A 26,960-nucleotide genomic window follows, 5' to 3' on the forward strand; every position below is an offset into this window, starting at 1 on the left:
CGCCGCGCCACCCCACGGAGGAGCGCATGACCCCGTCCGGCATCCCGGTCTCGGACGTCGACCCGTTCTCGACCGAGTTCTTCGAGGACCCCCACCGCATCCACGAGGCCCTGCGGGAGGCCGGCCCGGTGGTCTGGCTCGCGCGCTGGGGCTGCTACGCCGTCGCCCGCTACGAGGAGGTGCGGACGGTTCTCAACGACCACGAGACCTTCTGCTCGGGCCGGGGCGTGGGCCTCAGCGACTTCGCCCGGGAGACGCCCTGGCGGCCGCGGAGCCTGATCCTCGAGACCGACCCGCCCGAGCACGGCCGCGCCCGCACGGTGCTGAACCGCGTGCTCTCGGTCGCCGTGATGCGGACCCTGCGGGAGCGCTTCCAGGCCGCCGCCGACGCGCTCGTGGACGACCTCGCGGCCCGCCCGGAGTTCGACGCCGTCGCCGACCTCGCCGAGGCGTTCCCGCTCTCGGTGTTCCCGGACGCGGTCGGCCTGAGGCGGGAGGGCCGCGAGCACCTGCTGCCCTACGCCAGCCTCGCCTTCAACGCCTTCGGGCCGCCCAACGCCCTGCGCCAGCAGGCCCTGGACACCGCCGCCCCCCACGTCGGCTGGGTGATGGAGCAGTGCCGGCGCGAGAATCTCGCGCCCGGCGGCTTCGGCGCGGCGATCCACGCGGCCGCGGATGCGGGCGCGATCACGCACGAGGAGGCGCCGCTGCTCGTGCGCTCGCTCCTGACGGCCGGCCTCGACACGACCATGAACGGGATCGGCGCCGCGGTGTACTGCCTCGCCCGCTTCCCCGAGGCCTTCGCGCGCCTCCGGGCGGAGCCCGGCCTCGCCCGGGCGGCCTTCGAGGAGGCGGTGCGCTTCGAGAGCCCGGTGCAGACGTTCTTCCGCACCACGACGCGGCCCGCCACCCTCGGCGGCGCGCCGGTCGGGGAGGGCGCCAAGGTGCTGATGTTCCTCGGCGCCGCCAACCGCGACCCGCGCCGCTGGGAGGACCCGGACCGCTACGACCCGACCCGCGCGACGGTCGGCCACGTCGGCTACGGCGCCGGCATCCACGTCTGCGTCGGCCAGCTGCTGGCGCGCCTCGAGGGCGAGGTGATGCTGTCGGCCCTCGCCCGCAGGGTCGGGCGCGTCACCATCACGGGGCCGGCCGTGCGCCGCTACAACAACACGCTGCGGGGGCTCGACCGGCTGCCGGTCCGCCTCGAGGCCGCGGCTTAGCGCGCGCCCGGCCGAAATGGACAGCGGTTCGGCGCGGATACCGGCCGGTCGCGGGCGGCGCGGGGAGCGGTCCGGCGGAGGCGTCGCCAGAGAGCAACGAGCGGATGGCACAGGGGAGGGGACTTTGAGGCGAGCGGGGATGTGGGCGGCGGCGGCCGCCATGATGCTCGGGGCCGCGGCGGCGCGGGCCGAGGTCTCGGACGGGGTGGTGCGGGTCGGCGTGCTCACCGACATGTCGGGGCCGTTCCAGGACACGAACGGCATGGGCTCGGTCGAGGCCGCCCGCCTCGCCGCCGAGGACTTCGCCGGCGGCGGCCGGAACATCCGCGTCGAGATCGTCTTCGCGGACCACCAGAACAAGGCCGACGTCGGGTCGGCCATCGCCCGCAAGTGGCTCGACGTCGACAAGGTCGACGCGGTGGTGGACGTGCCGAACTCCTCCGTCGGCCTCGCCGTCAACGCGCTGCTGCGCGACACCCGGATGGCGCTGCTCGCCTCGGCCACCGCCACCTCGGACCTGACCGGCAAGGCCTGCTCGCCCAACACCGTGCAGTGGGTCAACGACGCCTGGGCCACCGGCAACACCACGGCGGCCGCCATGATGAAGCGCGGCGGCCAGTCCTGGTACTTCCTGACCGTGAACTACGCCCTCGGCCAGGGCATCGAGGCGGAGGCGAGCCGGTACGTCGAGAGCCACGGCGGCGTGGTCAAGGGCGCGAGCCGCCACCCCCTCGGCACCGCCGACTTCTCCTCCCTGCTGCTCCAGGCGCAGGGCTCGGGCGCCAAGGTGGTCGGCCTCGCCAACGCGGGCCAGGACGCCATCAACATCGTCAAGCAGGCCGCCGAGTTCGGGCTGAAGGACGGCGGCCAGGCGCTGGTGGCGTTCCTGGTCTTCATCAACGACGTCCACGCGATGGGGCTGAAGGACGCCCAGGGGCTGCTCCTCACCGAGTCGTTCTACTGGAACATGGACGACGCCACCCGGGACTTCGCCCGGCGCTTCGCGGCGCGCCCGGGCCAGGCCGGCAAGGTGCCGAGCGGCAACCAGGCCGGCGTCTACTCGGCGACCCTGGCCTACCTCGACGCCGTGGCCCGCGCCGGCAGCGACGACGGCCGCACGGCGGTCGCCGAGATGAAGCGCCAGCCCCCGCGCGACGCCCTGTTCGGGAACCTGAGCGTGCGCCCGGACGGGCGGGCGATCCACCCGATCTACCTGTTCGAGGTGAAGAAGCCGGGCGAGTCGAGGGCGCCCTACGACTACTACACCCTCGTCGCCACGGTGCCGGCCGACCAGGCCTTCCGCCCCCTGGCGGAGGGGGGCTGCCCGCTGGTGCGCTGACCGCGCCCGGCATGGCCGGAAACGCGGCATCGTTGGCCGGATCCCGTGGAACCGGCCCGTTGCCGCCGCCGGGCGACGGGGCGCACGATCATCCATCGACATCGCCCGCGCCGCCGCTCGACCTCGGGAGCATCCCGAGGCCTTGCGCGGCGGGCGGCCACGAGATGGAGTGTTCGACATGACCGACATCGTCGCCGGTGTGGCGGTTCCCGACAGCGCCATGGCGCGGGCGGCGACCGAGCTCGTCCGCGAGACCGAGGATGATCTTCTCTACCACCACAGCCGCCGCGTCTTCTTCTGGGGAGCGCTGACGGGCGAGCGGCGCGGACTGCGCTTCGACCCGGAGCTCCTCTACGTCGGCGCCATGTTCCACGACATGGGCCTGACCGGCGCCTACGCCAGCCCGGACCTGCGCTTCGAGGTCGACGGCGCCAACGCGGCGCGGGACTTCCTGGCGAGCTACGGCGTCGGCGAGCGCGAGGTCGAGGACGTCTGGACGGCGATCGCGCTGCACACCACGCCCGGCGTGCCCGAGCACATGCGCCCGACGATCGCCCTCGTGACGGCCGGCGTCGAGATGGACGTGCTCGGCCTCGCCTACCACGATTTCAGCCACGCGCAGCGCGACCACGTCTGCGCCTGCCACCCCCGGGGCGACCACTTCAAGGAGGGCATCATCGACGCCTTCGCGCGCGGCACGATCGGCAAGCCCGCAACGACCTTCGGCAACGTGAAGGCCGACGTGCTCGCCCTCAAGGACCCGACCTACCGGCGGGTGAACTTCTGCAGCCTCATCCTGGCCTCGGACTGGCGGAGCTGACCGGCCGTCGCGGGCGGGCTTCCGGGCCCCGGAAGCCCGCCCGGTACTGCGCCGGCGAGACGCCGAGGCGCCTGACGAAGACGAGCCGCATGCGCTCGGCCGTGCCGAACCCGCAATCGTAGGCCACCGCCTTGAAGGGGAGCGCGCTGCCCTCGAGGAGGTTGCGGGCGACGTCGACCCGCGCGCCCTCCACGAAGGCGTGCGGGGTCATGCCGGCCTCCCGGATGAACAGGCGGGCGAGGTGGCGGGGGCTCGTGCCCGCGATGGCGGCGAGCCGCGCGAGGGTGAAGCGCTCGCCGATGTGGTGGAGGACGTGGGCCTGGACCCGCGCGAGGGGCGAGGCCTCGTCGGCGGGCGCGGCCAGGAAGGGGCTGAACTGCGACTGCCCGCCCTGGCGCTGCGCCACCACGACGAGGCGCTTGGCCACCGCCCGGGCGGCGGCCTCGCCGTGGTCCTGGCGCACGAGCGCGAGGGCGAGGTCGATGCCGGCGGTGACGCCCGCCGAGGTGATCAGGCGGCGGTCGCGCAGGAAGATGCGGTCGGGGTCGACCCGCGCGCGGGGGAACAGCGCCGCCAGGCGGGCGGCGTTCTGCCAGTGCGTGGTGGCGGCGTGGTCGTCGAGAAGCCCGGCGTGGCCGAGCACGAAGGCGCCCGTGCAGACGGAGCCGTAGAGGCCCGACCGGGCCGCCGCGCCGGCCAGCCAGGCGCCGAGCCCGGGATCGGGCGGGCTCTCCGGCAGGGACGGGCCGCCCGCGGCGAGGAGCACCGAGAAGCCGTCCCGGGCCTCCGCGAGGGTGCGGTCCGCCACGAGGCGCATGCCGTTCGAGGCGCGCAGCGCCCGGGTCGCGGCGACCAGCACGGTCTCGTAGCGCTCCCCCGCGGGCACGAACGCGTTCGCCTCGCAGAACACGTCGGCCGGCCCGGCGACGTCGAGCGCCTGCACGCCGTCGGGCACCAGGATCCCGATCGTCCGTGCGGCCATCCCCGCCTCCCGGGCGCCCGGCGCCGCGGCCTCAGCGGCGGACCCGCCGGCGCCGGACCTCCTCGGCGCAGGCGTCCTCCTGGGCCCGGAGCCGGGCCACGAACACCGTCGCGGCCCGGGCGATGTGCTGCTGGGAGAGCGCGTCCGCCCGCGCGCCGTCCCCCGCCATGACGGCGTCCAGGATGGCGGCGTGCTCCTCCCAGATCCGGCTCGGCATCGTCTCGTCCTCGCGCAGCACCTCGCCCATGACGCGCTGCAGGTGGTTGAGGTGGGGGGCGACCGTCTCGACGATGATCGGGTTGCCGGAGATCTCGCTCAGGAAGCGGTGGAAGCCGATATCGGCCGCGATGAGCCGGGCCACCGAGCCGCTCGCCACCGCGGCCCGGCCCGCCTCCACGAGGGGAGGGCCCTCCCGCCGCGCCCGGGCGGCGCCGCGCTCGGCCGCGAGCCGGCTCGTGAGCCCCTCCAGCACGCCCCGGACCTCGTACAGGTTGCGGACGAACGAGGCCTCGAGGGGCGCCACCACCAGCCCGCGCCGGGGCGCGTCCCGGACGATGCCGTGGTTGCGCAGGAGGAGCAGCGCCTGCTGCACGGGCTGGCGCGACACGCCGTAGGCCTCCGCCAGCTCGTCCTGGATCAGCCGCGTGTTCGGCGCGAGCCGCCCCTCGGTGACCTCGTTGAAGATGGCCGCGTAGACCTGCTCGACGAGCCGGTGGCGCGTGAGGCTCGTGCGCGTGTCCGCTTCACCGGCCATGGCCGGACCGCCTCCTCGGGGAAAAAATCCGCTGCCAGCCGTGTTGCGCAAACCGGCCGGTCATGCAATAGCGAATTCTAAATTCGAATTCCGAATTCGAAGCGCCACGGCGGGCTCAACCGCACCGTGTTCATCCAGGGAGAGAAGCGATGGTTGGCCTCGATCGGCGGCGCGTGCTCACGGCCGGCCTTGGTGCGGCGTTCGCCGCCGGGGCCTTCCCGCGCCCGAGCCTCGCCCAGGGCGCCCGGATGAGCTTCAAGCTCGGCACCGACCTGCCGGCGCCCCACCCGGTGAACGTCCGCCTCAAGGAGGCGATCGCGGCGATCGCCCAGGAGACGAACGGCGCGGTCGAGATCAACCTGTTCCCCTCCAACCAGCTCGGCAGCGATTCGGACATGCTGTCCCAGATCCGCTCCGGCGCCCTCGAGCTCGCGACCTTCCCGGGCACCGTCGTGTCGACGCTCGTGCCGGCGACCTCGCTGACCGGGCTCGGCTTCGCCTTCACGAGCTACGACAAGGTCTGGGCCGCCATGGACGGCGACGTCGGCGGCTATATCCGGCGGGCGATCGAGAAGGCGAACCTCGTGCCCTTCGAGGCGACCTGGGACAACGGCTTCCGGCAGATCACCACCAGCACGCGGCCGATCCAGTCGCCGGCCGACCTCAAGGGCTTCAAGATCCGCGTGCCCGTCGTGCCGCTCTGGGTCTCGATGTTCTCGGCCCTCGGCGCCGCGCCGGTGAGCATCCCGCTGAGCGAGGCCTACGCGTCGCTGCAGACGCGGATCGCCGACGGCCAGGAGAATCCGCTGGCGCTCATCAACTTCGCCAAGTTCTACGAGGTGCAGAAGTACTGCTCCCTCACCAACCACGCCTGGGACGGCTTCTGGATGATGGCGAGCGGCCGCGTCTGGCGCGGCATCCCGGCCGACGTGCAGCAGATCATGGCCCGGCACCTCAACGCGGCCGCGCTCCGGGAGCGCGACGACATCGCGCGGGCGAACGTCGACCTCCAGAAGGAGCTGGAGGGCAAGGGACTGGTCTTCAACGGCGTCGATCCCAACGCCTTTCAGGCGGCCCTGCGCAGCACGAAGTTCTACGGCCAGTGGCGCGAGAAGTTCGGTGCCGAGGCCTGGGGCCTGGTGCAGAAATACGCCGGCGACATCGGCTGAGCGGGCGGGCCGCGCCGCGGCCCCGGCGAGCGGGAGGAGGGAGCGATGGGGGAAGTGCTGACGCACGGGCAGATGCTCGCCGTCCAGGCGCGCTTGCAGCCCGACCGGATCGGGGCCCGCGACCTCGAGCGGGCGATGACCTTCCGGCAGTGGAACGACCGCGCCCGCCGGCTCGCCCACGCGCTCCTCGGCCTCGGACTGTCGAAGGGCGACCGCGTGGCGGTCCTCGCCTACAATTGCGTCGAGTGGGTCGAGATCTACGCCGCCGCCGCCAAGGCGGGCCTCGTCGTGGTGCCGGTCAACTTCCGGCTGGTGGGCCCCGAGGTGCGCTTCATCCTCGAGGACGCCGAGGTCGCGGCCCTGATCGTGCAGGACGCGCTCGGCGGCGTCGTCGAGGAGATCGGCGCCGACCTGCCGGTCCCGCCCGGGCGCGTGGTCTGGTTCGGGGCCGCCCCGTGCCCGGCCGGCCGCCGCGCCTACGAGGACCTGATCGGGCGCGCGCGCGATTCCGAGCCCGACGCCGCCGTGGCGCCGGCCGATCCCTGGATGCTGATGTACACCTCGGGCACGACCGGCCGCCCCAAGGGCGTCATCCGCAGCCACCGCGGCGCCGCCATGCTGTCGCTCGTGACCGAGATCGAGCTCGGCATCCACCGTGAGGACGCGGCGCTCCTCGTCATGCCGATGTGCCACGCCAACTCGCTCTACTTCTTCGGCGCGTTCAGCTATTGCGGCGGCTCGACCACGATCTACTCGCGCAGGAGCTTCGATCCGGAGCATTGCGTGCGGGTGCTGGCGGAGGGCGGCACGACCTTCACGTCGCTGGTGCCGACCCACTACGCCATGATGCTCGGCCTGCCCGCCGCGGCGCGCGCGCAGGACCTCGGCCGCGTCACCCGGCTGATGATCTCCTCGGCCCCCGCGCGCCCGGACACGAAGCGGGCCGTCATGGAGATGTTCCCGAATTCCGGGCTGTTCGAGCTCTACGGCTCGACCGAGACCGGCTGGGTGACGATGCTCCACCCCGAGGAGCAGTTCACGAAGCTCGGCTCGGTCGGGCGCGAATGCGTCGGGTCGGCGCCGATCCGGCTCCTCGACGAGGAGGGCCGCGAGGTTCCGGACGGCGAGGCGGGCGAGCTCTACTCGAGCAACCCCTACACGTTCGACGGCTACTGGAAGCTGCCCGAGAAGACCCGCGAGGCCTTCCGGGACGCGTACTGCACGGTCGGCGACATGGCGCGCCGGGACGCGGACGGCTTCATCCACCTCGTCGACCGCAAGAGCAACATGATCATCTCGGGCGGCGAGAACGTGTACCCGTCCGAGGTCGAGGCCCTGCTCGGCGCCCACCCGGCGGTGCGCGACGTCGCGGTCGTCGGGCTGCCCGACGCGACCTGGGGCGAGCGCGTCCACGCGGCCATCGTCCTGCGCGAGGGCGCGGCCCTGGACGAGGCGGGCCTCCTCGCGTGGTGCCGGGACCGGATCGCCGGCTACAAGCGCCCGCGCTCCGTCTCGTTCCTCGCCGACGACGAGATGCCCCGCACCGCAACCGGCAAGAATCTGCACCGCACGCTCAAGCAGCGCCTTCTCGGCCCGCCGCGCGAGCGTTGCTGACGGACAGGCGCGCGGACACAGGCGCGCGGACGACGCGGCGCGCACGAGAGGGAGGACACCATGAGCCAGACCGCCAACCCCGTCATGGACCTGAACGCGGACGAGCATTCCTGCGCGGCCTGGATCGCGCGCTTCCTCAAGGCGCGGGGCATCGACCGGATCTTCGGCCTCCAGGGCGGCCACATCCAGCCGATCTGGGACCACGCCGCCCGGCTCGGCATCCGCATCGTCGACGTGCGCGACGAGGGCGCGGCCGTCCACATGGCCCACGCCCACGCCGAGCTGACCGGCACCCTCGGCGTCGCCATGGCGACCGCCGGCCCCGGCGTGACCAACTGCGTCACCGGCATCGCCAACGCGTCGCTGGCGCGGGTGCCGGTCCTGCTGATCGGGGGCTGCACCTCGCGGCCGCAGGCGAATCTCGGCCCGCTGCAGGACATCCCCCACGTCGAGATCCTGCGGCCGGTGACGCGCCAGTCGCGCACGGCCCGGGTCGCCGAGCAGGTCATCCGCGAGCTCGACGAGGCCGTCAGCCGCGCCATGGGCGACCTCGGCGAGCCCGGGCCCGTCTACGTCGAGATCCCGACGGACGTCCTGCGGGCCCACGTGCCGCCGGGGCTCGTGCTCGCCGACTGGATGCGCCCGAAGGCGCCCCGCCTCCTGCCGCCCGACCCGGACGCCGTCGCGGCGGCCGTCGACGCGCTCTGGTCGGCGCGGCGCCCCCTCGTGGTCACGGGCCGGGGCGCGCGGCTGGCGGGCCCCGAGCTCGTCCGGCTCCTCGACGCCACGGGGGCGGTCTACCTCGACACGCAGGAGAGCCGGGGCCTCGTCCCGGCCGACCACCCGGCGACCGTCGGGGCCGTGCGGGCCGCCGCCATGACCGAGGCCGACGTCGTCCTGGTGATCGGGCGCAAGCTCGACTACCAGCTCGGCTACGGCTCGCCGGCGGTGTTCCCCGAGGCGCGCTTCGTGCGCATCGCCGACACGGCGGGCGAGCTCGTCGACAACCGGCGCGGCGAGCCCGAGCTCCTCGCCACCCCGTCGCTCGCCCTCGCGGCGATCGTCGAGGCGGCCGCCAACCGCGAGCCCGCCCTCGACCGGGCCTGGGCCGACGGGCTGCGGCGGCGCCACCGCGAGCGGATGGCGGGCGGCGGCCCCCGGACCGAGGTCGGTCCGGACGGCCGCATCCACCCGAACGCCATCTTCGAGGCCATCCGCCGGACGGCCGCGCCGGACTACATCGCCGTCGCGGACGGCGGCGACCTCCTGAGCTTCGCCCGGATCGGCCTCGAGGCGCGCACCTACATGGATGCGGGGGCGTTCGGCTGCCTCGGCGTCGGCGTGCCCTTCGCGATCGCGGCCTCCCTCGCGCATCCCGACCGGCAGGTCATCTGCGTCACCGGGGACGGCGCCTTCGGGATCAACGCCATGGAGATCGACACCGCCGTCCGGCACGGGGCCCGGCCGGTGATCGTGGTCTCGAACAACGCCGCCTGGAACATCGAGCGCTTCGACCAGGAGACCAATTACGGCGGCCGGGTCGTCGGCACGCTGCTCGCCGATTCGGACTACGCCGGCATGGCGCGGGCGCTGGGCGCCCACGGCGAGCGGGTCGAGCGCCCCGAGGACCTGCCGGCCGCGATCGAGCGGGCGCTCGCGAACGCGCCCGCCCTCGTCGACGTCGTGACCTCGCAGGGGGCGGTCTCCTCCGACGCCCGCAAGGGCCTCGGATTCGTGCCCGACTACCAGCCGCTGACCGCCTGGGACGACGCCGAGAGGCGCCGGCGCGGCGAGGGCTGACACGCCGGGGCCGGCGCGCGGCGCAGGCCGGCCCGGGCCGCCGACGGCCCGGGCCCCCGGGTTGCCGGTCCGGCGGCGTCAGTCCTGCGGCGTGCCGGAAAGCTCGCTGTCCCTCAGCTCAGTCAAGCGGCGGGCCGCGATATCGGCCGCGGAAGTCGAGTGATTGAGACGTTTCCATCTCTCGACCATGGTCGACTCGGGGTGTGACTTGCGGCGCTGAAGCCTCATCTTCAGGAGGCGTTCCGCGTCCGCGTCATGGGGCGGATCGGACTGGTTCGGCATGGCCCGAAGGAACACCCGCGCAGTTAACAGATGGTGTATTTCTGGCCTGCCGGAGCCTGTTCCCGCCCCCGGCGCATCCCCGCCGGCGGCGCGCGGCGCGGCGCCGGACGGCGGTTGCAAAACCCCGGTCCGGGATCCATCACGCTTGCGCCGGGGTGGGCGACGCAGTGGAGCCGCAGGGTCTCGCGTGACAGCGATCGGCAATCTCAGCCTCAAGCAGATCCGGTTCTTCGTCGCGGCCGTCGACTGGGGGAGCCTGTCGCGGGCCGCCTCGCAGCTCAACGTGGCGCAGCCGGCCCTGAGCCAGCAGATCGCCCAGCTCGAAGCGCGGCTCGGGACCCTGCTCCTGACGCGCACGGCCCGCGGGGTCCGCACCACCGAGGCCGGCGACCGGCTCTACCGCCACGCCCGGACCATCCTGCGCCAGGTCGAGGGGGCGGTGGCGGACGTGACCGGCCACACCCCGGAGCGGGGCAGCGTCGCCATCGGCCTGCCCACGAGCGTGGCGACGATCCTGGCCCACCCGCTCCTCGCCATCCTCCTCAGGCAGCATCCGGGGATCCGGCCCGAACTGTTCGAGAGCCTGTCGGGCTACCTGCACGAGCTGACGATGCGCCACAGGCTCGACCTGACCATCCTGTACCGCGAGACCCCGGCGCCGGGCCTCGGCGTCGAGCCGATCCTGCGCGAGGACCTCTTCCTGGTCGCCCGGGCGGGCGCCGTCGCCGGCAGCGCCATCACCATGCGGGACGCCGCCCGGCTTCCCCTCGTGCTGCCGAGCCGCACCCACACCCTGCGCAGCCTCGTCGACGCGCGCTTCGCCCGCCTCGGCCTGGAGCTGACCGTGGTGGCCGACGTCGACAGCCTGCCGACCATGCGCAAGGCCGCGGCCGCCGGCCTCGCGGCGACGATCCTGCCGATGTCGGCCCTCGTCGGCACCGGGGAGGGGGACCGGATCGACGCGCTGCGGCTCACCGAGCCCGGCATCTCCCGGCCCGTCAGCCTCTGCCGGGCGATCGACCATCCCCTCACCGGGGCGGCCCTGATCGCCGCGGACGCCATGCGGGCGGAGATGCGCCGCCTCGTCGGCGCCGGGACGTGGGGCGGCGCGACGCTGCACGAGCCATAAGTTTTCACGATACCCCCCACGGACAAAACGATTAGATTAGGGACCCGGCCCCCGCCACTCTGGGCCCGGACGGACCCCCGCGGGTCAGGCCCGCCGCGGGCCCGCCGCGGGGGCCGGCGAAGCGCCGGGCGCCCGTCCGGCACCGGCCCGGGAGCCCGCTCGAGACGGGCCCGGCGAGGGAGGGAGACATGGCCATCCGCGATCGACGCCCGTCCCGGCCGCTGCGCGACCGGCCGTCCGGCCGGAGGGCGGGCTGATGGGCGCCCCCCTCGAGGCGGCTGCTCCGGGCCCGCTCGCCGACGTCCGGGTCCTCGACCTGTCCCGCCTGGTGGCCGGCAACATGCTGAGCCTGCAGCTCGCCGATTTCGGCGCGGACGTCATCAAGCTCGAGCCCGACAAGGGGGACCCGCTGCGCCACTGGCAGGAAGAGGGCGTCTCGGCCTGGTGGAAGGTCTACAGCCGCAACAAGCGCAGCATGCGCCTCGACCTGCGCAGCCCCGACGGCAAGGCGACGCTGCGCGCCCTCGTGCCGGGCGCGCAGGTGCTGATCGAGGGCTTCCGGCCCGGCACCATGGAGGCGGCGGGCCTCGGGCCCGACATCCTCCACGCGCTCAACCCGAAGCTCGTCGTCGTGCGGGTGAGCGGCTTCGGCCAGACCGGGCCCTACGCCGAGCGGCCCGGATTCGGCTCGCTCATCGAGGCGATGAGCGGGTTCGCCGCCAAGAACGGCTTCGCCGACAAGCCGCCCGCCCTGCCGAACCTCGCCCTCGCCGACATGGTGGCGGGGCTCTCGGGCGCCTTCGCCACCCTGGTGGCCCTGCGGGTCGCCGAGCAGCCGGGGGGCCGGGGCCAGGTCGTCGACCTCTCGCTCCTCGAGCCGCTCCACGCCACCCTCGGCCCCGACGCCGCGATCCACCGCCTGACCGGGCGCTCGCCGTCGCGCCTCGGCAACCGCGTCAGCATCACGGCGCCGCGCAACGTCTACCGCACCCGGGACGACCAGTGGATCGCCCTGTCGGCCTCGACCCAGGACATGGCGGCGAGGCTCTTCGCCGCCATAGGCCGGCCCGACATGATCGCCGATCCGCGCTTCGCCACCAACTCGGCCCGGCTCGACAACGTCGACGCGGTCGACGCGATCATCGGCGGCTTCATCGGCGCGCGCGACCTCGCGGAGAACCTCGCCTACTTCGAGCGCCAGGAGGTGACGGTCGGGCCGGTCTACGATCCGGCCGGATTCGCGGACGACCCGCACGTGCGCGGGCGCGGCGTGCTCGTCGACGTCGACGACCCGGAGGTCGGCCCGCTGCCCATGCACGCCCCCTTCCCGCGGCTGTCCCTGACCCCGGGGCGCATCCGGCGCCTGGCGCCCGCCCTCGGCCAGGACGAGGCGGCGATCCGCGGCGCGCTCGCGGAGGCCCGAGAGGAGACCCGATGAGGCTCAGGACCCTGCTGTTCGCGCCGGCCGATTCGCCGCGCAAGGCCGAGAAGGCCCTCGCCTCGGGGGCCGACGCCGTCATCCTCGACCTCGAGGACAGCGTCGCGGCGCCCGCCAAGCCCGAGGGCCGCGCTGCCGCGGCCGCGGTGCTGCGCGCGCACCCGGACCGCCTGATCGTGCGGATCAACCCGCGCGACACGGAATGGTACCTGCACGACCTCGCCGCGATCGTGCCCCTGCGCCCGGCCGCGATCCTGCTGCCGAAATGCGCCGGCGCCGCCGACCTCCTGGCCCTCGCCCACCAGATCGACGTCCTCGAGGCCCAGGCCGGCATCCCGGCCGGGCGCGTCGGCGTGCTCGCCCTCGCGACGGAGACCGCGGCCTCCCTCGGGAGCCTGTCCTACGCCGGGGTGACCCCGCGGCTGCGGGCCCTGTGCTTCGGCGCGGAGGATTTGTCGGGGGAGTTCGGCATCGCGCCGCGGCGTCCCGACGGCGCCTACGCGGCCCCGATCGCGGCGGGCCGCGCCGCGCTCCTCACGGCGGCCGCGGCGGCGGGCGTGCCGGCCATCGACACGCCCTGGCCCGATCCCCGCGACCCGGAGGGCCTGCGGCGCGAATCCGCGGCCGCGGCGGCGGACGGGTTCTCGGGCAAGCTCTGCATCCACCCGGACCAGCTCGCCCCGGTCGCCGAGGCCTTCACGCCCTCGCCCGAGCGCCTGCGCTGGGCGCGCCAGGTGATCGACCTCCTGGGCGAGGGCCGGGCCGCCGGCGTGGCGACCCTCGACGGCCGGATGGTCGACATCGCCCACCTGAAGCTGGCGCGGCGCGTGCTCGCCATGGCCGACGCGTCCTGACGCCGCCACCGCTCGAGAAGGGTCCGCCATGAAGGGAATTCCAAGCGCCAGCCGCGCCGCCGTGGTCCGGCAGTTCAAGGCGCCGGTCTGCATCGAGGAGGTGCCGATCCCCCGGGAGCTGGAGCCCGGTGCCCTCCTCACCAAGATCGAGACCTGCTCGATCTGCGGCACCGACGTGCACCTCTGGCAGGGCTCGCTCGCCCTCAAGGTCGACCTGCCGGTCATCATCGGGCACGAGATGGTGGGCCGCATCGTCGCCATGGGGCCGGGAGCGGACCGGGACTCGATCGGGCAGGACCTGCGCGTCGGCGACCGCATCACCTGGACGCACACCTCCTGCGGCCGCTGCTTCTTCTGCACGGTGGCGCGCGAGCCCACCCTGTGCCAGCACAGTCGCAAGTACATGTACGAGTGCATGGAGGTCTTCCCGCACCTCCTCGGGGGCTTCGCCGAGTACGGCTACGTGATGCCGGATTCCGGGCGCGTCCGGGTGCCCGACAACGTCCCCAACGAGCTCGCCAGCATGGCGAGCTGCGCGTTCCGCTCGGTGATGAACGCCTTCGACGTGCTCGAGGGCGTCGGGACCGCCGACACGGTGGTGATCCAGGGCGTCGGCCCCCTGGGCCTCCTCGCGACGGCGGTGGCCAGGATCGCGGGCGCCCGGCGCGTGATCGCCCTCGGCGCGCCCGACGCGCGCCTCGACCTCGCGCGCGACTTCGGGGCCGACGAGACCCTGTCGGTCGAGCGCACCTCGCACGAGGAGCGGCTCGAGCGCGTGCGCGCCCTGAGCGACGGGCGCGGCGCCGACATCGTGATGGAGTTCACCGGCCACCCCGACGCCTTCGCGGAGGGCCTCGACCTCGCCCGCCGGGGCGGGCGCTACGTCGTGGTCGGCCAGCTCGGCCAGGGCACCACGACGATCAAGCCGTCGCTCATCGTGAGCAAGAACCTGCGGGTCCTCGGCTCGTTCTCGGGCCAGGCCAAGGCCTACTGGAAGGCGCTCGACTTCGTCTCGAGGCACGTCGCCGACATCCCCTTCGGGCGCATGGTCACGAATCGCTACAAGCTCGACGACGTCAACGTCGCCCTCGCGCGCATGAAGGCCTTCGAGGAGATCAAGCCGATCATCGAGCTGTAGCGGCGCGACCGCGCCCGCACCGGCCAGAACAACAGCCGAGCCGGACTGGAGGAAACCATGACCACGACCCTGACACGCCGCCGCCTCGTCGGCACCGCCGGCGCCGCCCTGGCGGGCCTCGGCGTGCCGCTGCGCCGCGCCCGCGCGGCCGAGTTCGTCTTCAAGCTCGGGACGGACGTGCCCGACACCCACCCGATCAACGTCCACGCCCGCAAGGCCGCCGAGGCGATCAGCCAGGAGAGCAACGGCCGCGTCGAGCTTCAGATCTTCGCGAACAACCAGCTCGGCGGCCAGAGCGACATGCTCTCGCAGCTGCGCTCCGGGGCGCTCGAATCCTTCGCCCTCTCCGGCGTCAACGTCCTCTCGACGATCATCCCGACCTCCTCGATCTACGGCCTCGGGTTCGCCTTCCCGGACTACGCCGCGGTCTGGCGCGCCATGGACGGCCCGCTCGGCGCGCACCTGCGCGGCCAGATCGAGAAGGCCGGCTTCGTCGTCATGGAGCGGATCTGGGACAACGGCTTCCGGCAGATCACCAACAGCGTGCGGCCCGTCCGGGAGCCGAAGGACCTCCAGGGGCTCAAGGTCCGGGTGCCGGTGAGCGCCCTGTGGACCTCGCTCTTCAAGTCCCTCGGCGCGGCGCCCACCAGCCTCAACTTCGCGGAAGTCTACTCCGCCCTGCAGACCCGGGTCGTCGACGGGCAGGAGAACCCGCCCGTCATCATCAACACGGCGAAGCTCTACGAGGTCCAGAAGTTCTGCTCGGTCACGAACCACATGTGGGACGGCTGGTGGTTCCTGATCAACCGCCGCGCCTGGAACCAGCTCACGCCCGACCTCAAGGACATGTTCGCCCGCAACGTCAACGCCGCCTGCCTGGGGGAGCGCCAGGACGTGGCGCGGCTGAACGCCGGCCTGCGCGAGGAGCTGACCGCGAAGGGGCTCGCCTTCAACGACGTCGACACCGCGCCCTTCAAGGAGGAATTGCGCAAGTCCGGCTTCTACGCCGAGTGGCGCAAGAAGTTCGGCGACGAATCCATGGGCCTCCTCGAGGCCGCGGCCGGGAAGCTCGGCTGATGGCCGGCCGGGCCGAGTTCCGCGCGCGCTACTGGATCGAGAGCGCGGCGCCCCTCGAGAAGGCGGCGGAGATCATCGCCGGCGAGCAGTCGAGCGGCACGTTCCTGGCCCTGCCGGGGGAGACCGACCTCCTGAAGGAGCGCTCCCGGGCGCGTGTCGTCTCGGTCGAGCCGGGCGACGCGCGGGACGCGCCGTCCCTCGCGAGCGCCCAGGACGCCCGCCGGGGCGTCGCCGGCCCCTACCGGGCCGGGGTGATCGAGATCGCCTTCCCGGTCGCCAATGTCGGCCGCAACCTGCCGAACCTCCTCGCGACGGTCGCCGGCAACCTCTTCGAGCTCGGCGAGATCACCGGGGCGCGGCTCCTCGACCTCGACCTGCCGGCGGACTACGCCGGCCAGTTCGCGGGGCCCCGCTTCGGCGTCACGGGCACGCGCGAGGCGGCGGGCGTGCACGGCCGCCCGCTCCTCGGGACCATCATCAAGCCGAGCATCGGGCTCTCGCCGGAGGAGACCGCGAGCCTCGTCGACGCGCTCTGCGCGGCCGACCTCGACTTCATCAAGGACGACGAGCTCATCGGCGACCCGCCCTACGCGCCGTTCGAGGCGCGGCTCGCCGCGGTGATGCCGGTGATCGCGCGCCACGCCGACCGGCGCGGGCGCCCGCCGATGTACGCGATCAACATCTCGGGCTCCGTCGACGAGATGCGCCGGCGCCACGACGCCGTGGCGCAGGCCGGCGGCACCTGCGTGATGGTGAGCCTCAACTGGGTCGGGTTCTCGGGCGTCGAGGACCTGAGGCGCCACGCCGCGCTGCCCCTGCACGGCCACCGCAACGGCTGGGGCCTCATGACCCGGCATCCCGCCCTCGGCTTCTCGTTCCCGGCCTACCAGAAGCTCTGGCGCCTGGCGGGCGTCGACCAGATCCACGTCAACGGCCTGCGCAACAAGTTCTGGGAGCCGGACGAGAGCGTGATCGACGCCGCCCGCGCCTGCCTGCGGCCCGAGCCGGGGCTCGCGCCGGTGATGCCGGTCTTCTCCTCGGGCCAGTGGGCCGGCCAGGCGCCCGACACCTTCCGGGCGCTCGGCAGCACCGACCTGCTCTACCTCGCCGGGGGCGGGATCATCGGCCATCCCGACGGCGTCGCGGCGGGCGTCGCGAGCCTGCGCGAGGCCTGGGAGGCCGCCGTCCAGGGGATCGACCTCGCGACCTACGCCAAGGACCGGCCCGCCCTGGCGGCGGCCCTCGCCCATTACGGCGGCCGCGCATGACCGGCCCTCCCGGCGCGCCCCGGCTGGTCTTCTACGGGGACGACTTCACGGGCTCGACCGACGCCCTCGAGGTGCTGGCCTTCGCGGGCCTGCGCACGGCGCTGTTCCTGGCGCCGCCGACGCCCGCGACGCTGGCGCGCTTCCCCGCCCTCGACGCGATCGGCGTCGCCGGGGACAGCCGGGGCATGGGCACGCCGGACCTCGAGGCCGCCATGCCGGGCATCCTCGAGGCCCTGCGCGACGTCGGCGCCGCCATCGTCCACTACAAGACCTGCTCGACCTTCGACAGCAGCCCGGAGACCGGCAGCATCGGGCGCGTCATCGCCATCGCGCGCGGGATCTTCCGCAATCCGAGCACGCCCATCGTCGGCGGCACCCCGGCGCTCGCCCGCTACTGCCTGTTCGGCAACCTCTTCGCCCGCTCGGGAACGGACGGCGCGGTCCACCGGATCGACCGCCACCCGATCATGAGCGTCCATCCGGTGACGCCGATGCGGGAGGGCGACCTCGCCCGCCACATCGCCGCGCAGGCCCCGCTCGCCATCGCGAGCCTCGGCTACCCGGACCTGGAGCGCGGCGCGGCGGCGGCGCGGGAGGCCTTCGCGGCGCTCGCGGCGCGCGGGCCCGACGCGATCCTGATCGACGCCGGCTCGGAGGCCCACCTGACCGAGGTCGGCGGCCTCCTGCTCGACGCGGCGGAGCGCGCGGGGCCGCTCTTCGTCGTGGGCGGGTCGGGCGTCGAATCCGCGCTCACGCAGTGGTGGGGACGCGGGGCGCCGGCGGCCGCGCCCGAGGCCTTCGCCCGCTTCGCCCCCGTCGACCGCCTGCTCGCGGTGTCGGGCAGCGCCTCCCGCCTGACGGCGGCGCAGATCGACGGCGCCGTCGCGGCCGGGTTCGTCGGGGTGCCGGTCGACGCCCGCGCCCTCCTGACGGACGAGGCGGCCGCCGGCGCCCTCGCGGACGCCGCCTGCGGGAGCCTCGCGGCCGGCCGCAGCGTGATCCTCCACACGGTCCGGGGGCCGGACGACCCGCGCATCGCGGCCCTGCGGGCGGCCTTCCCGGGCGAGGATCCCTCCTCGACCGGCCGCCGGCTCGGCCGGGCGCTCGGCGGCGTCCTCGCCGCCGTCCAGGCACGGGCCCGGCTCGGCCGCCTCGTCGTCGCCGGCGGCGACACCGCGAGCCAGGCCGTCCAGGTCCTCGCCCCCGACGCGCTCGCGGTCGCGGCGCGCCTCGCCCCGGGCGTGCCCCTGTGCCGGATGCACGCCGCCGGCCGCGCCCTCGACGGCGTCGAGATCGCCCTCAAGGGCGGCCAGATGGGCGGGGCGGACTTCTTCGACAGGGTCCGGGCCGGGCACTCCGGGTGAGGCCCGCCGGCCCGAGCAACGCGGGGAGACGATTCATGAAGCTCAGCGGACGCACGGCCCTCGTGACGGGCTCCGGGCAGGGCATCGGCCTCGCCATCGCGACGGCCTTCGCGCGCGAGGGGGCGACCGTCGTCCTCAGCGACGTGGTCGCGGACCGGGCCGAGGCGGCGGCGGCGGAGCTCGCCCGGGCCGGGCACGCCGCCGAGGCCGTCCGCCTCGACGTGGGCGACGCCGCGAGCGTCGCGGACGCCTTCGCGGCCGTGGTCGGGCGCCACGGCCGGCTCGACATCCTCGTCAACAACGCCGGGATCGGCATCAACGCGCCGTTCGTGGACTTCAAGCTCGAGGATTTCGAGCGCAGCCTCAGGATCAACCTGACCGGCGCCTTCCTGTGCGGCCAGGCGGCGGCCCGCCAGATGCTGGCGCAGGCGCCCGCGCCGGAGCGCCGGTCCAAGATCATCAACATCGTGTCCCTGTCGGGCCAGCGCGGCGGCATGGGCCGCGCCGGCTACGGCGCCTCGAAGGCCGGGCTGGAACTCCTGACCCGCGTCATGGCGACGGAGCTCGCGGCGCGGGGCATCAACGTCAACGCCATCGCGCCCGGGCCCATCGACACCGCGCTCTCGACGATCGTCCACGCGGCGGGCGGCACCCGCGACGCCTACCTGTTCCTGACGCCCCAGCGCCGCTACGGCGACGTGACCGAGATCGCCCACGCGGCGGTCTTCCTGGCCTCGGGCGACAGCGACTACGTCAACGGCCACACCCTGAACGTCGACGGCGGCTTCGGATCGGCCGGCCTGATGTACCCGCTGCCCTCCGGCGCGTAGGCGCCGCGGGCGGGCGGCGGCGCGCAAGGCCCCGCGGCGTCCCGAGGCCAGGATCCCAACCGGTGGAGGAAGCGATGGCGGACAGGAAGCTCGAGGGGCGGGTCGCCCTGGTGTTCGGGGCCGGGTCGGTCGGCGAGGGCTGGGGCAACGGCAAGGCGGCGGCCGTGGCCTACGCCCGGGCGGGCGCCGCCGTGGTGGCGGTCGACCGGAACGCGGAGGCCGCCGCCGCGACCTGCCGCATCATCGAGGACGAGGGCGGGGCGGCGCTCCGGGTCGCCGCCGACGTGACCCGCCTCCAGGAGGTCGAGGACGCGGTCGCGGCCGCGGTCGCGCGCTTCGGGCGCGTCGACATCCTCCACAACAACGTCGGCATCACCTCCCAGGGCGGCCCGGTCGAGACCAGCGAGGAGGTCTGGGACCGGGTCATGACGGTGAACGTCAAGAGCATGTTCCTGACCTGCAAGTGCGTCCTGCCGCTGATGGAGGCGCAGGGGCGCGGCGCGATCCTGAACATCTCGTCCCTCGCCAGCATCCGCTGGACCGGCTACAACTACTCGGCCTATTACGCCTCGAAGGGCGCGGTGAACCAGTTCACCAAGGGCATCGCCATCGCGTACGCGGCGAAGGGCATCCGGGCGAACTGCATCCTCCCGGGCCTGATGGACACGCCGCACATCTACCAGCAGATCTCCGGCTTCTACGGCGCGCGCGACGAGATGGTGGCGGCCCGTCACGCCGCCTCGCCGACCGGCCGGATGGGCGATGCGTGGGACATCGCCAACGCGGCGGTCTTCCTCGCCTCCGACGACGCGAAGTACATCAACGGCATCGAGCTCGTGGTGGACGGCGGCATGCACGTGCGCGCCGCCTGAGGGGAGGGGGATCGCCCGGGCGGCGGGCGGGGCGGGCCTTCAGCCGGGCGCCGGGTCGTCGAAGACGGGCGGGCGCTTCTGCGCGAAGGCGCGCACGCCCTCCCGCACCTCGGGTCCCTGCAGGCTGTCGCGGTGGCGCCGGTCGGCGGCGGCGGCGTCGAGGGTCCCCCGGGCGATCTCGTTGATCGTGCGCTTCATGCCCCGCGTCACCGTCGGGGCGTTCGCCGCGAGGGTGCCGGCCAGGGCCGCGACGGCGGCGTCGAGCCGGTCGGCCGGGACCGCCTCGGTGAGGTAGCCGATGCGCAGCATCTGCGCGGCGTCGAGGGTCCGGGCGGTCAGGAACAGCGCCTTGGCGGCGTCCGGGCCGAGCCGCGTGACGAACCGGACGAGGCCGCCCGCGTAGTAGTGCAGGCCGAGGCGCGCGGCCGGCATGAACATCTCGCAGGTCTCGACCCCGATGCGGAAGTCGCAGGCAAGCGCCAGGTCGGTGGCGCCGCCGTAGACGGGACCGTTGAGCCGGCAGATCGTCGGGACGGCCAGGTCCTCGAGGCGGTTCGCCAGCCCCTCGAAGCTCGGCGCGTCGGCGGGCGGGTCGCCGGCGGGCCCCGCCGCGTTGCGGGCCGCGATGTCGCCGAGGTGGTAGCCGGAGCTGAACGCGCGCCCGGTGCCGGTCAGCACGAGCACGCGCAGCGCCGGCGCCGCCTCGACGCGGTCGAGGATCGCGTGCAGCGCCGCCAGGTCCTCCGGCTCGATGCGGTTCAGGTGGTGCGCCCGGTTGAGGCGCACGGTCGCGACCGGCCCCTCCGTGGTCAGGACCGGTGCCGTGCTCTCGCTGCCGCTCGCCATGGGGGATCCTCCGCGCGGCGCTTCACACCACCGATCGCGCGCGGGGGTCAAGGCGCGTCCCCGCCGCGCGCCCCGCCTGCCCCGGGCGGCCGCGGCGCCGCTGGGGCGGTGCGTGTCCAACGCAAGCGGGCTTGGATCGGGGATGCGGTTCGGGGCTGCCGTCGATCGAAACCATGCGGTATCGTTCCGGCGGAACGATTCCCGCCGCCCCGCGGGGAGGATCTCCGCATGGCCCGCGACGCGGCCGGCCTCCCGGAGGCCGCCGCCACGACGGCCGGTCCCGCCCCCTGGAGCCCCGGAGCGCCGGGCCGGCCCTGTCGCCCCCCCGGAGGTCCATGGACCCGTCGTTCTTCGCCCGCCCCGCCCCGCGCGTCGCCCCCGACCTGATCGGGGCCCGCCTCCTCGTCGACGGGGTGGGCGGCCTCGTCGTGGAGACCGAGGCCTACGACCGGTCCGATCCGGCCTCGCACAGCTTCGCCGGTCCGACGCGGCGCAACGCCAGCATGTTCGGGGCGCCGGGGCACGCCTACGTCTACAGGTCCTACGGCCTGCACTGGTGCTTCAACGTCGTCTGCGAGCCCGGGAGCGCCGTCCTCGTCCGGGCGCTCGCGCCGACGGACGGCCTCGCGGCGATGCGGGCGCGCCGGGGCGGCGCCGGTCCGCGCCTCCTCTGCGCGGGTCCGGGCCGCCTCTGCCAGGCCCTCGGCCTCACCGGGCAGCACGACGGATGGCCGCTCGACCGCGCGCCGTTCCGGCTCGAGGCGCGGGACGGCCCGGCCGTCGTCACGGCCTGTTCCCGGATCGGCATCAGCCGCGGGGCCGAGACGCCCTGGCGTTTCCTCCTCGCCGGCTCCGCCTTCGTGAGCCGCCCGCCCGCCCGGGCCCGCCCGGCCGGCTGAGCGCCCGGCCGCGGCCCGCCGGCGGGGCCGTGCGGCCGGTCCTCGGGGGCCCGGACCGGATCCGCTGCCGTGTCGAGGCCCGCCCGGCGACACGGCGCGGCCCTTCGACGGCGGGCGGGCGCCCTGCCGGGCGATCCCCGTGCGTCCCGACGCGGCGAGAGGCACTAGGTCGAGCCGCGGAAGGACTGCCTGAGGGGTGGAAGGCGCCCGGTCCTCGGGCGTTGAACGCACGCTCCCGGTCGGACGCCCCCGCGGTCATCGAGAGGACGTTCACGAGGTCTTCGTTGTGACGCGCACCCCCGCGCCGGCCGGTGCCCGCGTGGCGGCGCGTCCTAGAGTTCCGGCGCCCGCAGGTGCCACTCCGTCGCCTGCTGGTAGGCCTGCCCGATGCGCAGCGCCGTCGCCTCGTCGTAGCCCCGGCAGGCGATCTGGAGCGAGAGCGGCAGGCCGCCGGCGGTGAAGCCGTCGGGCAGCGCCAGGGCGCAGAGCTCGAGGAGGTTGCCGAAGCGGGTGAAGCGCGAGGGCACCACCGCCTGGTCGACGGCGTCGAGGCGGATCGCCGCCGTCTCGGTGGTCGGGGTGAGCAGCGCGTCGATGCCCTCCATCGCTTGGGCGAAGGCCGCCTTCATCTCCTGCTGCATGCGCCGGGTGCGCAGGTACTCCTGCGCCGTGACGCCGGCCCCGGCGAGCGTGCGCAGCCGCACGTCCTCGTCGAGGCTGAGGCTGCGGTCCTCCGACAGGGCGCCGTTGAAGAAGTAGGATTCCGCCTGGACGATGGCCGAGGCGGCGACGAGGTCCACGAAGCGGAACGGCAGCGCGACGTCCACCACCTCGGCGCCGAGCCGCTCCAGCACCGCCAGGGCGCCGTCGTAGGCCGCCAGCATCTCGTCGCAGACGCCCGCCCGTTCGGCCGCCGGCATGCGGCCGAGCCGCAGGCCGCGCACGCCGCGGTGGAGCGTGGGCAGGGGGTCGAGGGGCTCGATCCCGCGGGTGTTGGGGTCGAGGGGATCGGGGCCCGACAGGATCGTGTAGAGCAGCGCCGCGTCCTCGACGGTGCGGGCCATGGGGCCGGGCGTGTCGAGGGTGGAGGAGAGCGGCACGATGCCGGCGGTGCTGACCCGGCCGATCGTGACCTTGAGCCCCGTGAGGCCGCAGAACGAGGCGGGCAGGCGCACCGAGCCACCGGTGTCGGTGCCGATGGCCCAGGGCGCCATCCGGGCCGCGACCGCGACGCCCGAGCCGCTGCTCGACCCGCCCGGAGTGCGGGGATGGGCGAGGTCCCAGGGGTTCCAGGGCGTCCCCATGTGCTGGTTGGTGCCCCAGCCGCCGAGGGCGAACTCGACCGTGTGGGTCTTGCCGAGCACGATCATGCCCTGGGCGATCAGGCGCCGGGCGATGGTGGCGGTCCGCGCGGCGCGGCGCGCGCGGAAATGGGCGGAGCCGCCCGTGGTGACCCGGCCCTCGAGGTCGATCAGGTCCTTGAGCGCCACCGGCACGCCGTGGAGCGGCCCGACCGCGTGGCCGGAGCGGATCGCCCTGTCGGCGCCCTCGGCGGCGAGCCGCGCGTCGTCGGCGTAGACCTCCACGAAGGCTCGCAGCCGGGGCTCGAGCCGCCCGATGCGGGCGAGCAGCGCCTCGACGGCGTCGACCGGCGAGAGCCGGCGCTCCGCGATGGCGCGGGCGAGCGGGCGCGCCGGCAGCAGCGCGGGGTCGGTGTCGTGCGCGAACGCGTCGGTCATCGGGTGGGGGGCCTCGTCCTCGAGCGTTCTCCGACGAAGTGGGTCCCGGTTCGTCGGAGAAGATGCGGCAAAACCAACGACCTGGAGCGGCGTCCGAGTGCAGCGCGATCGGGCGCTGCCCTACGGCACGCTGACCAGGGTCATGTCGACGAACCACGACTGGGGCGACACGAAGCCCTTCACCTTGGGCGACATCGCCCGCGGGTTGAGGTCGTGCACGATGTAGAGCCAGGGCGGGTCGTCGACCAGCCGCTCGTGCGCGGCCCGGGTGGCCGTGGCGATGGTCTCCGGGTCGGTCGCCTCGGCGAGCGTCCGCAGGGAGGCGTCGAAGACGTCGTCCTTCCACTGCTCGAAGTTGAAGCCCTTCGGCGAGATGTTGGCCGAGGAGAAGTAGCGCGCCATCACGGCGACGTCGGAGGAGGGCGAGCTGACGTTGAGGGCGTTCGCGCCCTGGAGCGTCGGCGCGTCGGGCGCGGCCCGCCCGGCGTTGAGCAGGACCTGCCACTCGACGACGTTGAAGGTGATGTCGACGTCGCAGGTCTGCTTGAGGTTCTCCTGCAGGAACTCGTTCATCGGCAGCGGCTGCATCTGGCCGGAGCCCGAGGTCGAGACCATCACCTTCAGGGCGAGGGGCTTCCTCGGCCCGTAGCCCGCCTCGGCGAGCAGGGCCTTGCCCCTGGCGGGATCGAGCCGGTAGCGGTTCTGCGGCGCGCCGAAATTCGGGTCGCTCGCCTTGAGCCAGCCCACCGACGGCTCGGCGGTCCCGTTGAGGAAGGTGATCAGCCCCTCGCGGTCGACGCAGTAGTTGAGGGCCTGGCGCACCCGCACGTCTTTGAGCGGGCTGCCCGCCGCCCCGATGTTGTAGAACCAGGGCCAGACGTGCGGGTAGGAGCCGGTGGTGATGACGAAGCCCGCCTGCTTGAGCGACGGGATCCCGTCGGGCGCTGGCGCCTCGATCCAGTCGACCTGGCCGGCCCGGAGGGCGGCGATGCGGGCATTGGCCTCCGGGATCGGCATCAGCCGCACCCGGTCGACCTTGGCCATGCGGGCCTTGTCCCAGTAGCCGTCGTTGCGGGCGAGGTCGACCGCCTCGCGCGGGCTGACGCGGGTGATGCGGAACGGCCCGGTGCCGGCCGCCGGCAGCGTGCCGACCTTGGCCCAGTCGCGGCCCGCCTTCTCGAACGAGGCCGGCGAGGTGAACAGGATGTAGACCGCCATGTAGGGGAAGTAGGAGGCGGGCGCCGAGGTGGTGATCGCCACCGTGCGGGCGTCGACCTTGCGGTAGCCCGCGACGAGGGGCGCCCGAGCCCGGGTGATGCCGGCCGCCGGCAGCTCGTATTGCGGGCTGTCCTGCTTGAAGTAGCGGTCGAGGTTCCAGATCACCGCGTCGGCGTCGAAGGGCGTGCCGTCGTGGAAGCTCACGCCCTCGCGCAGGTGGAAGATCCAGGTGTTCTTGTCGTCGGCCGCCTGCTCCCAGCGCTCGGCGAGCCCGGGCTTGACCGTGGCGAGCCGGTCCGTGCGGGTCAGGTCCCAGAGCACGAGCCCCTCGAAGATCGGGTAGCCGAGGAAGCGCATGCCCTCGAAGCCGTTGTTCGGCATGCCGGTGGTGGTCGGCGTGTCGGCGGCGGTCATGCCGATGCGCAGCACCGACTCGGCGCTGGCGGGGGCGGCCGCGAGGGCGAGGGCGAGGGCGGCGGGCAGGGCGGACGGGCGGGTCATGAGGGGCGCGGCGTGCTCCGGGGGGGACGTGGCCCGCGGCCCGCCGCAAATCCCGGGCCAGTCCGGCCCCGCCGGCCCGCGCGCCCGGGCAGCCCGGGCGCGCGGCGTCGGCTCTCTGTCAGCTCTTGAGCCGGTAGCCGGTGCGGAAGATCCACGCGATGGCGGCGAGGCAGGCGGCGAGGAAGACCAGGGCCATGCCGAGGCTCAGGGGCAGGCTGACGTCGGCGCGGCCGTAGAAGCTCCAGCGGAAGCCGCTGATCAGGTAGACCACCGGGTTGAGGAGGCTCACGGCCCGCCACACCGGGGGCAGCATGTCGATGGCGTAGAAGCTGCCGCCCAGGAAGGTCAGCGGCGTGACGATGAGGAGCGGCACGAGCTGCAGCTTCTCGAACCCGTCCGCCCACAGGCCGATGACGAAGCCGAACAGGCTGAACGTGACGGCGGTCAGCACCAGGAACAGCACCATGAACAGCGGGTGCTCGATGCGCAGCGGCACGAACAGCCAGGAGGTCGCCAGGATGATCAGCCCGAGCAGGACCGACTTCGTGGCCGCCGCGCCGACGTAGCCGGCGACGATCTCGACGGCCGAGACCGGCGCGGACAGGATCTCGTAGATCGTGCCGGAGAAGCGCGGGAAGTAGATGCCGAACGAGGCGTTGGCGATGCTCTGGGTGAGCAGCGTCAGCATGATCAGCCCTGGCACGATGAAGGCGCCGTAGGGCACGCCCTCGATCGTGGTGATGCGCCCGCCGATGGCGGCGCCGAAGACCACGAAGTAGAGCGAGGTCGAGATCACCGGGGCGACGATGCTCTGGAGCAGCGTGCGCCAGGTGCGCGCCATCTCGAATCCGTAGATGGCGCGGATCGCGGGCCAGTTCATGCGCGCTCCCTGACGAGGTCGACGAAGATGTCCTCCAGGGAGCTCTGCCGGGTCTGGAGGTCGCGGAAGCGGATCCCGGCCGCCGCGAGGTCGGTGAGCAGCGCCGTGATGCCGGTGCGCTCCGCCTTGGTGTCGTAGGTGTAGGTCAGGGCAGCCCCGTCCGGCGACAGGGCGAGCGGGTAGGCGGCGAGCGCCTCCGGCAGGCCGCCCAGGGGGGCCTGGAGCTGGAGCGTGAGCTCCTTCTTGCCGAGCTTGCGCATGAGCTCGGCCTTCTCCTCGACGAGCACGATCTCGCCCCGGGCGATCACCCCGACGCGGTCGGCCATCTCCTCGGCCTCCTCGATGTAGTGCGTGGTGAGGATGATGGTGACGCCCTGCTCGCGCAGGCGCCGCACGAGGCGCCACATGTCCTGGCGCAGCGCGACGTCGACGCCGGCGGTGGGCTCGTCGAGAAAGAGGATGCGCGGCTCGTGCGCCAGCGCCTTGGCGATGAGGACGCGGCGCTTCATGCCGCCCGAGAGGGTCATGATCCGGGCGTCGCGCTTCTCCCACAGCGAGAGGTCGCGCAGCACCTGCTCGATCCGCCCCGGATCGGCCCTCAGCCCGAACAGGCCCCGGCTGAAGGCCACGGTGGCCCGCACGGTCTCGAAGGCGTCGGTGGTCAGTTCCTGCGGCACGAGGCCGATGAGCCGGCGGGCGGCGCGGGGCTCGTCCAGGATGTCGTGGCCGCTCACCGTGACGCGGCCCCCGCTCGGCGTGACGATGCCGCACACGATGCTGATCAGCGTGGTCTTGCCGGCGCCGTTCGGCCCGAGCAGGGCGAAGATCTCGCCCTGGCGGATCTCCAGGGAGACGTCCTTCAGGGCGTGGTAGCCCGTGGCGTAGGTCTTCGCGAGGTTCGCGATGGCGATGATGGGCGGCATC

23 protein-coding genes are annotated in these 26,960 nt (G+C 73.9%); 16 read left to right on the top strand and 7 right to left on the bottom strand.

Going from position 1 to position 26,960, the window contains the following annotated elements; translation table 11 throughout:
* Positions 1-26: 26 nt before the first annotated feature.
* The 3 genes from DT057_RS16550 (at position 27) to DT057_RS16560 (ending at position 3,382) form a co-directional block, all read left to right on the top strand.
* Entirely contained in the window at positions 27-1,223 is a 1,197-nt protein-coding gene (locus DT057_RS16550) for a cytochrome P450 (RefSeq protein WP_128563207.1), read from the top strand.
* A 139-nt stretch (positions 1,224-1,362) separates the two neighbouring features.
* On the top strand, positions 1,363-2,562 hold the full coding sequence (locus DT057_RS16555; protein ID WP_238314212.1) for an ABC transporter substrate-binding protein: 1,200 nt from the start codon (positions 1,363-1,365) through the stop codon (positions 2,560-2,562).
* 178 nt (positions 2,563-2,740) lie between these two features.
* The gene (locus DT057_RS16560) at positions 2,741-3,382 is read left to right on the top strand and encodes an HD domain-containing protein (protein WP_128563208.1); all 642 of its coding nucleotides are present in this window, start codon (positions 2,741-2,743) and stop codon (positions 3,380-3,382) included.
* Here the strand turns inward: DT057_RS16560 and DT057_RS16565 are convergent.
* The gene (locus DT057_RS16565) at positions 3,354-4,364 is read right to left on the bottom strand and encodes a GlxA family transcriptional regulator (protein WP_128563209.1); all 1,011 of its coding nucleotides are present in this window, start codon (positions 4,362-4,364) and stop codon (positions 3,354-3,356) included. The two genes, DT057_RS16560 and DT057_RS16565, sit on opposite strands and share 29 nt — an antisense overlap.
* Before the next feature lie 31 nt (positions 4,365-4,395).
* On the bottom strand, positions 4,396-5,118 hold the full coding sequence (locus DT057_RS16570) for a GntR family transcriptional regulator (protein WP_128563210.1): 723 nt from the start codon (positions 5,116-5,118) through the stop codon (positions 4,396-4,398).
* A 149-nt stretch (positions 5,119-5,267) separates the two neighbouring features.
* On the opposite strand from DT057_RS16570, the gene DT057_RS16575 reads away from it, so the two are divergent.
* From DT057_RS16575 to DT057_RS16635, 12 genes are all read left to right on the top strand, one after another.
* Positions 5,268-6,287 (top strand): TRAP transporter substrate-binding protein, encoded by a 1,020-nt coding sequence (locus tag DT057_RS16575; RefSeq protein ID WP_128563211.1) that lies wholly within the window; start codon positions 5,268-5,270, stop codon positions 6,285-6,287.
* Between the two features lie 45 nt (positions 6,288-6,332).
* A complete protein-coding gene (locus tag DT057_RS16580) occupies positions 6,333-7,901 on the top strand; it encodes a class I adenylate-forming enzyme family protein (protein ID WP_128563212.1) in 1,569 nt (522 codons plus the stop codon).
* A 60-nt stretch (positions 7,902-7,961) separates the two neighbouring features.
* Complete coding sequence (locus DT057_RS16585; protein ID WP_238314215.1) at positions 7,962-9,701, top strand: thiamine pyrophosphate-binding protein; 1,740 nt, start codon at positions 7,962-7,964, stop codon at positions 9,699-9,701.
* Between the two features lie 469 nt (positions 9,702-10,170).
* Positions 10,171-11,112: a LysR substrate-binding domain-containing protein gene (locus DT057_RS16595; protein WP_162501425.1), complete on the top strand. Its 942-nt coding sequence runs from the start codon at positions 10,171-10,173 to the stop codon at positions 11,110-11,112.
* Between the two features lie 256 nt (positions 11,113-11,368).
* Positions 11,369-12,550, top strand: coding sequence for a CaiB/BaiF CoA transferase family protein (locus DT057_RS16600; protein WP_128563215.1), 1,182 nt, complete (start codon positions 11,369-11,371; stop codon positions 12,548-12,550).
* Positions 12,547-13,404, top strand: coding sequence for an HpcH/HpaI aldolase/citrate lyase family protein (locus DT057_RS16605; protein ID WP_128563216.1), 858 nt, complete (start codon positions 12,547-12,549; stop codon positions 13,402-13,404). The genes DT057_RS16600 and DT057_RS16605 overlap by 4 nt, the downstream gene beginning before the upstream one ends.
* A 28-nt stretch (positions 13,405-13,432) precedes the next feature.
* Positions 13,433-14,542: a zinc-binding dehydrogenase gene (locus DT057_RS16610; RefSeq protein ID WP_128563217.1), complete on the top strand. Its 1,110-nt coding sequence runs from the start codon at positions 13,433-13,435 to the stop codon at positions 14,540-14,542.
* A gap of 57 nt (positions 14,543-14,599) precedes the next feature.
* Positions 14,600-15,619: a TRAP transporter substrate-binding protein gene (locus DT057_RS16615; RefSeq protein ID WP_128563218.1), complete on the top strand. Its 1,020-nt coding sequence runs from the start codon at positions 14,600-14,602 to the stop codon at positions 15,617-15,619.
* A complete protein-coding gene (locus DT057_RS16620) occupies positions 15,619-16,887 on the top strand; it encodes a ribulose-bisphosphate carboxylase large subunit family protein (RefSeq protein WP_128563219.1) in 1,269 nt (422 codons plus the stop codon). The genes DT057_RS16615 and DT057_RS16620 overlap by 1 nt, the downstream gene beginning before the upstream one ends.
* A complete protein-coding gene (locus DT057_RS16625; RefSeq protein ID WP_128563220.1) occupies positions 16,884-18,251 on the top strand; it encodes a four-carbon acid sugar kinase family protein in 1,368 nt (455 codons plus the stop codon). The genes DT057_RS16620 and DT057_RS16625 overlap by 4 nt, the downstream gene beginning before the upstream one ends.
* A 35-nt stretch (positions 18,252-18,286) precedes the next feature.
* Positions 18,287-19,081 carry an SDR family NAD(P)-dependent oxidoreductase gene (locus DT057_RS16630; RefSeq protein WP_128563221.1) on the top strand — a complete coding sequence of 265 codons (795 nt, stop codon included), beginning with the start codon at positions 18,287-18,289 and terminating at the stop codon, positions 19,079-19,081.
* A gap of 74 nt (positions 19,082-19,155) precedes the next feature.
* Complete coding sequence (locus tag DT057_RS16635; RefSeq protein ID WP_128563222.1) at positions 19,156-19,953, top strand: SDR family NAD(P)-dependent oxidoreductase; 798 nt, start codon at positions 19,156-19,158, stop codon at positions 19,951-19,953.
* Positions 19,954-19,992: 39 nt separating this feature from the next.
* On the opposite strand, the gene DT057_RS16640 is transcribed toward DT057_RS16635, so the two are convergent.
* Entirely contained in the window at positions 19,993-20,799 is an 807-nt protein-coding gene (locus DT057_RS16640) for an enoyl-CoA hydratase/isomerase family protein (RefSeq protein WP_128563223.1), read from the bottom strand.
* A gap of 335 nt (positions 20,800-21,134) precedes the next feature.
* On the opposite strand from DT057_RS16640, the gene DT057_RS16645 reads away from it, so the two are divergent.
* Positions 21,135-21,698, top strand: a complete 564-nt coding sequence (locus tag DT057_RS16645; RefSeq protein WP_128563224.1) for a DNA-3-methyladenine glycosylase — start codon at positions 21,135-21,137, stop codon at positions 21,696-21,698.
* Positions 21,699-22,030: 332 nt separating this feature from the next.
* On the opposite strand, the gene DT057_RS16650 is transcribed toward DT057_RS16645, so the two are convergent.
* The 4 genes from DT057_RS16650 to DT057_RS16665 form a co-directional block, all read right to left on the bottom strand.
* Positions 22,031-23,437, bottom strand: a complete 1,407-nt coding sequence (locus DT057_RS16650) for an amidase (protein ID WP_128563225.1) — start codon at positions 23,435-23,437, stop codon at positions 22,031-22,033.
* 120 nt (positions 23,438-23,557) lie between these two features.
* Entirely contained in the window at positions 23,558-25,156 is a 1,599-nt protein-coding gene (locus DT057_RS16655) for an ABC transporter substrate-binding protein (protein WP_128563226.1), read from the bottom strand.
* Positions 25,157-25,274: 118 nt separating this feature from the next.
* Positions 25,275-26,036 carry an ABC transporter permease gene (locus tag DT057_RS16660; RefSeq protein WP_128563227.1) on the bottom strand — a complete coding sequence of 254 codons (762 nt, stop codon included), beginning with the start codon at positions 26,034-26,036 and terminating at the stop codon, positions 25,275-25,277.
* Entirely contained in the window at positions 26,033-26,959 is a 927-nt protein-coding gene (locus DT057_RS16665; protein WP_128563228.1) for an ABC transporter ATP-binding protein, read from the bottom strand. The genes DT057_RS16660 and DT057_RS16665 overlap by 4 nt, the downstream gene beginning before the upstream one ends.
* Position 26,960: the final 1 nt, after the last annotated feature.

The sequence above is a fragment of the Methylobacterium crusticola genome (genome assembly GCF_003574465.1).
GTDB classification, from domain to species: domain Bacteria; phylum Pseudomonadota; class Alphaproteobacteria; order Rhizobiales; family Beijerinckiaceae; genus Methylobacterium; species Methylobacterium crusticola.

Coding starts and splice junctions, on each gene's coding strand:
- DT057_RS16550 (WP_128563207.1), top strand. CDS start 27: ATGACCCCGTCCGGCATCCCGGTCTCGGACGTCGACCCGTTCTCGACC.
- DT057_RS16555 (WP_238314212.1), top strand. CDS start 1,363: ATGTGGGCGGCGGCGGCCGCCATGATGCTCGGGGCCGCGGCGGCGCGG.
- DT057_RS16560 (WP_128563208.1), top strand. CDS start 2,741: ATGACCGACATCGTCGCCGGTGTGGCGGTTCCCGACAGCGCCATGGCG.
- DT057_RS16565 (WP_128563209.1), bottom strand. CDS start 4,364: ATGGCCGCACGGACGATCGGGATCCTGGTGCCCGACGGCGTGCAGGCG.
- DT057_RS16570 (WP_128563210.1), bottom strand. CDS start 5,118: ATGGCCGGTGAAGCGGACACGCGCACGAGCCTCACGCGCCACCGGCTC.
- DT057_RS16575 (WP_128563211.1), top strand. CDS start 5,268: ATGGTTGGCCTCGATCGGCGGCGCGTGCTCACGGCCGGCCTTGGTGCG.
- DT057_RS16580 (WP_128563212.1), top strand. CDS start 6,333: ATGGGGGAAGTGCTGACGCACGGGCAGATGCTCGCCGTCCAGGCGCGC.
- DT057_RS16585 (WP_238314215.1), top strand. CDS start 7,962: ATGAGCCAGACCGCCAACCCCGTCATGGACCTGAACGCGGACGAGCAT.
- DT057_RS16600 (WP_128563215.1), top strand. CDS start 11,369: ATGGGCGCCCCCCTCGAGGCGGCTGCTCCGGGCCCGCTCGCCGACGTC.
- DT057_RS16605 (WP_128563216.1), top strand. CDS start 12,547: ATGAGGCTCAGGACCCTGCTGTTCGCGCCGGCCGATTCGCCGCGCAAG.
- DT057_RS16610 (WP_128563217.1), top strand. CDS start 13,433: ATGAAGGGAATTCCAAGCGCCAGCCGCGCCGCCGTGGTCCGGCAGTTC.
- DT057_RS16615 (WP_128563218.1), top strand. CDS start 14,600: ATGACCACGACCCTGACACGCCGCCGCCTCGTCGGCACCGCCGGCGCC.
- DT057_RS16620 (WP_128563219.1), top strand. CDS start 15,619: ATGGCCGGCCGGGCCGAGTTCCGCGCGCGCTACTGGATCGAGAGCGCG.
- DT057_RS16625 (WP_128563220.1), top strand. CDS start 16,884: ATGACCGGCCCTCCCGGCGCGCCCCGGCTGGTCTTCTACGGGGACGAC.
- DT057_RS16630 (WP_128563221.1), top strand. CDS start 18,287: ATGAAGCTCAGCGGACGCACGGCCCTCGTGACGGGCTCCGGGCAGGGC.
- DT057_RS16635 (WP_128563222.1), top strand. CDS start 19,156: ATGGCGGACAGGAAGCTCGAGGGGCGGGTCGCCCTGGTGTTCGGGGCC.
- DT057_RS16640 (WP_128563223.1), bottom strand. CDS start 20,799: ATGGCGAGCGGCAGCGAGAGCACGGCACCGGTCCTGACCACGGAGGGG.
- DT057_RS16645 (WP_128563224.1), top strand. CDS start 21,135: ATGGACCCGTCGTTCTTCGCCCGCCCCGCCCCGCGCGTCGCCCCCGAC.
- DT057_RS16650 (WP_128563225.1), bottom strand. CDS start 23,437: ATGACCGACGCGTTCGCGCACGACACCGACCCCGCGCTGCTGCCGGCG.
- DT057_RS16655 (WP_128563226.1), bottom strand. CDS start 25,156: ATGACCCGCCCGTCCGCCCTGCCCGCCGCCCTCGCCCTCGCCCTCGCG.
- DT057_RS16660 (WP_128563227.1), bottom strand. CDS start 26,036: ATGAACTGGCCCGCGATCCGCGCCATCTACGGATTCGAGATGGCGCGC.
- DT057_RS16665 (WP_128563228.1), bottom strand. CDS start 26,959: ATGCCGCCCATCATCGCCATCGCGAACCTCGCGAAGACCTACGCCACG.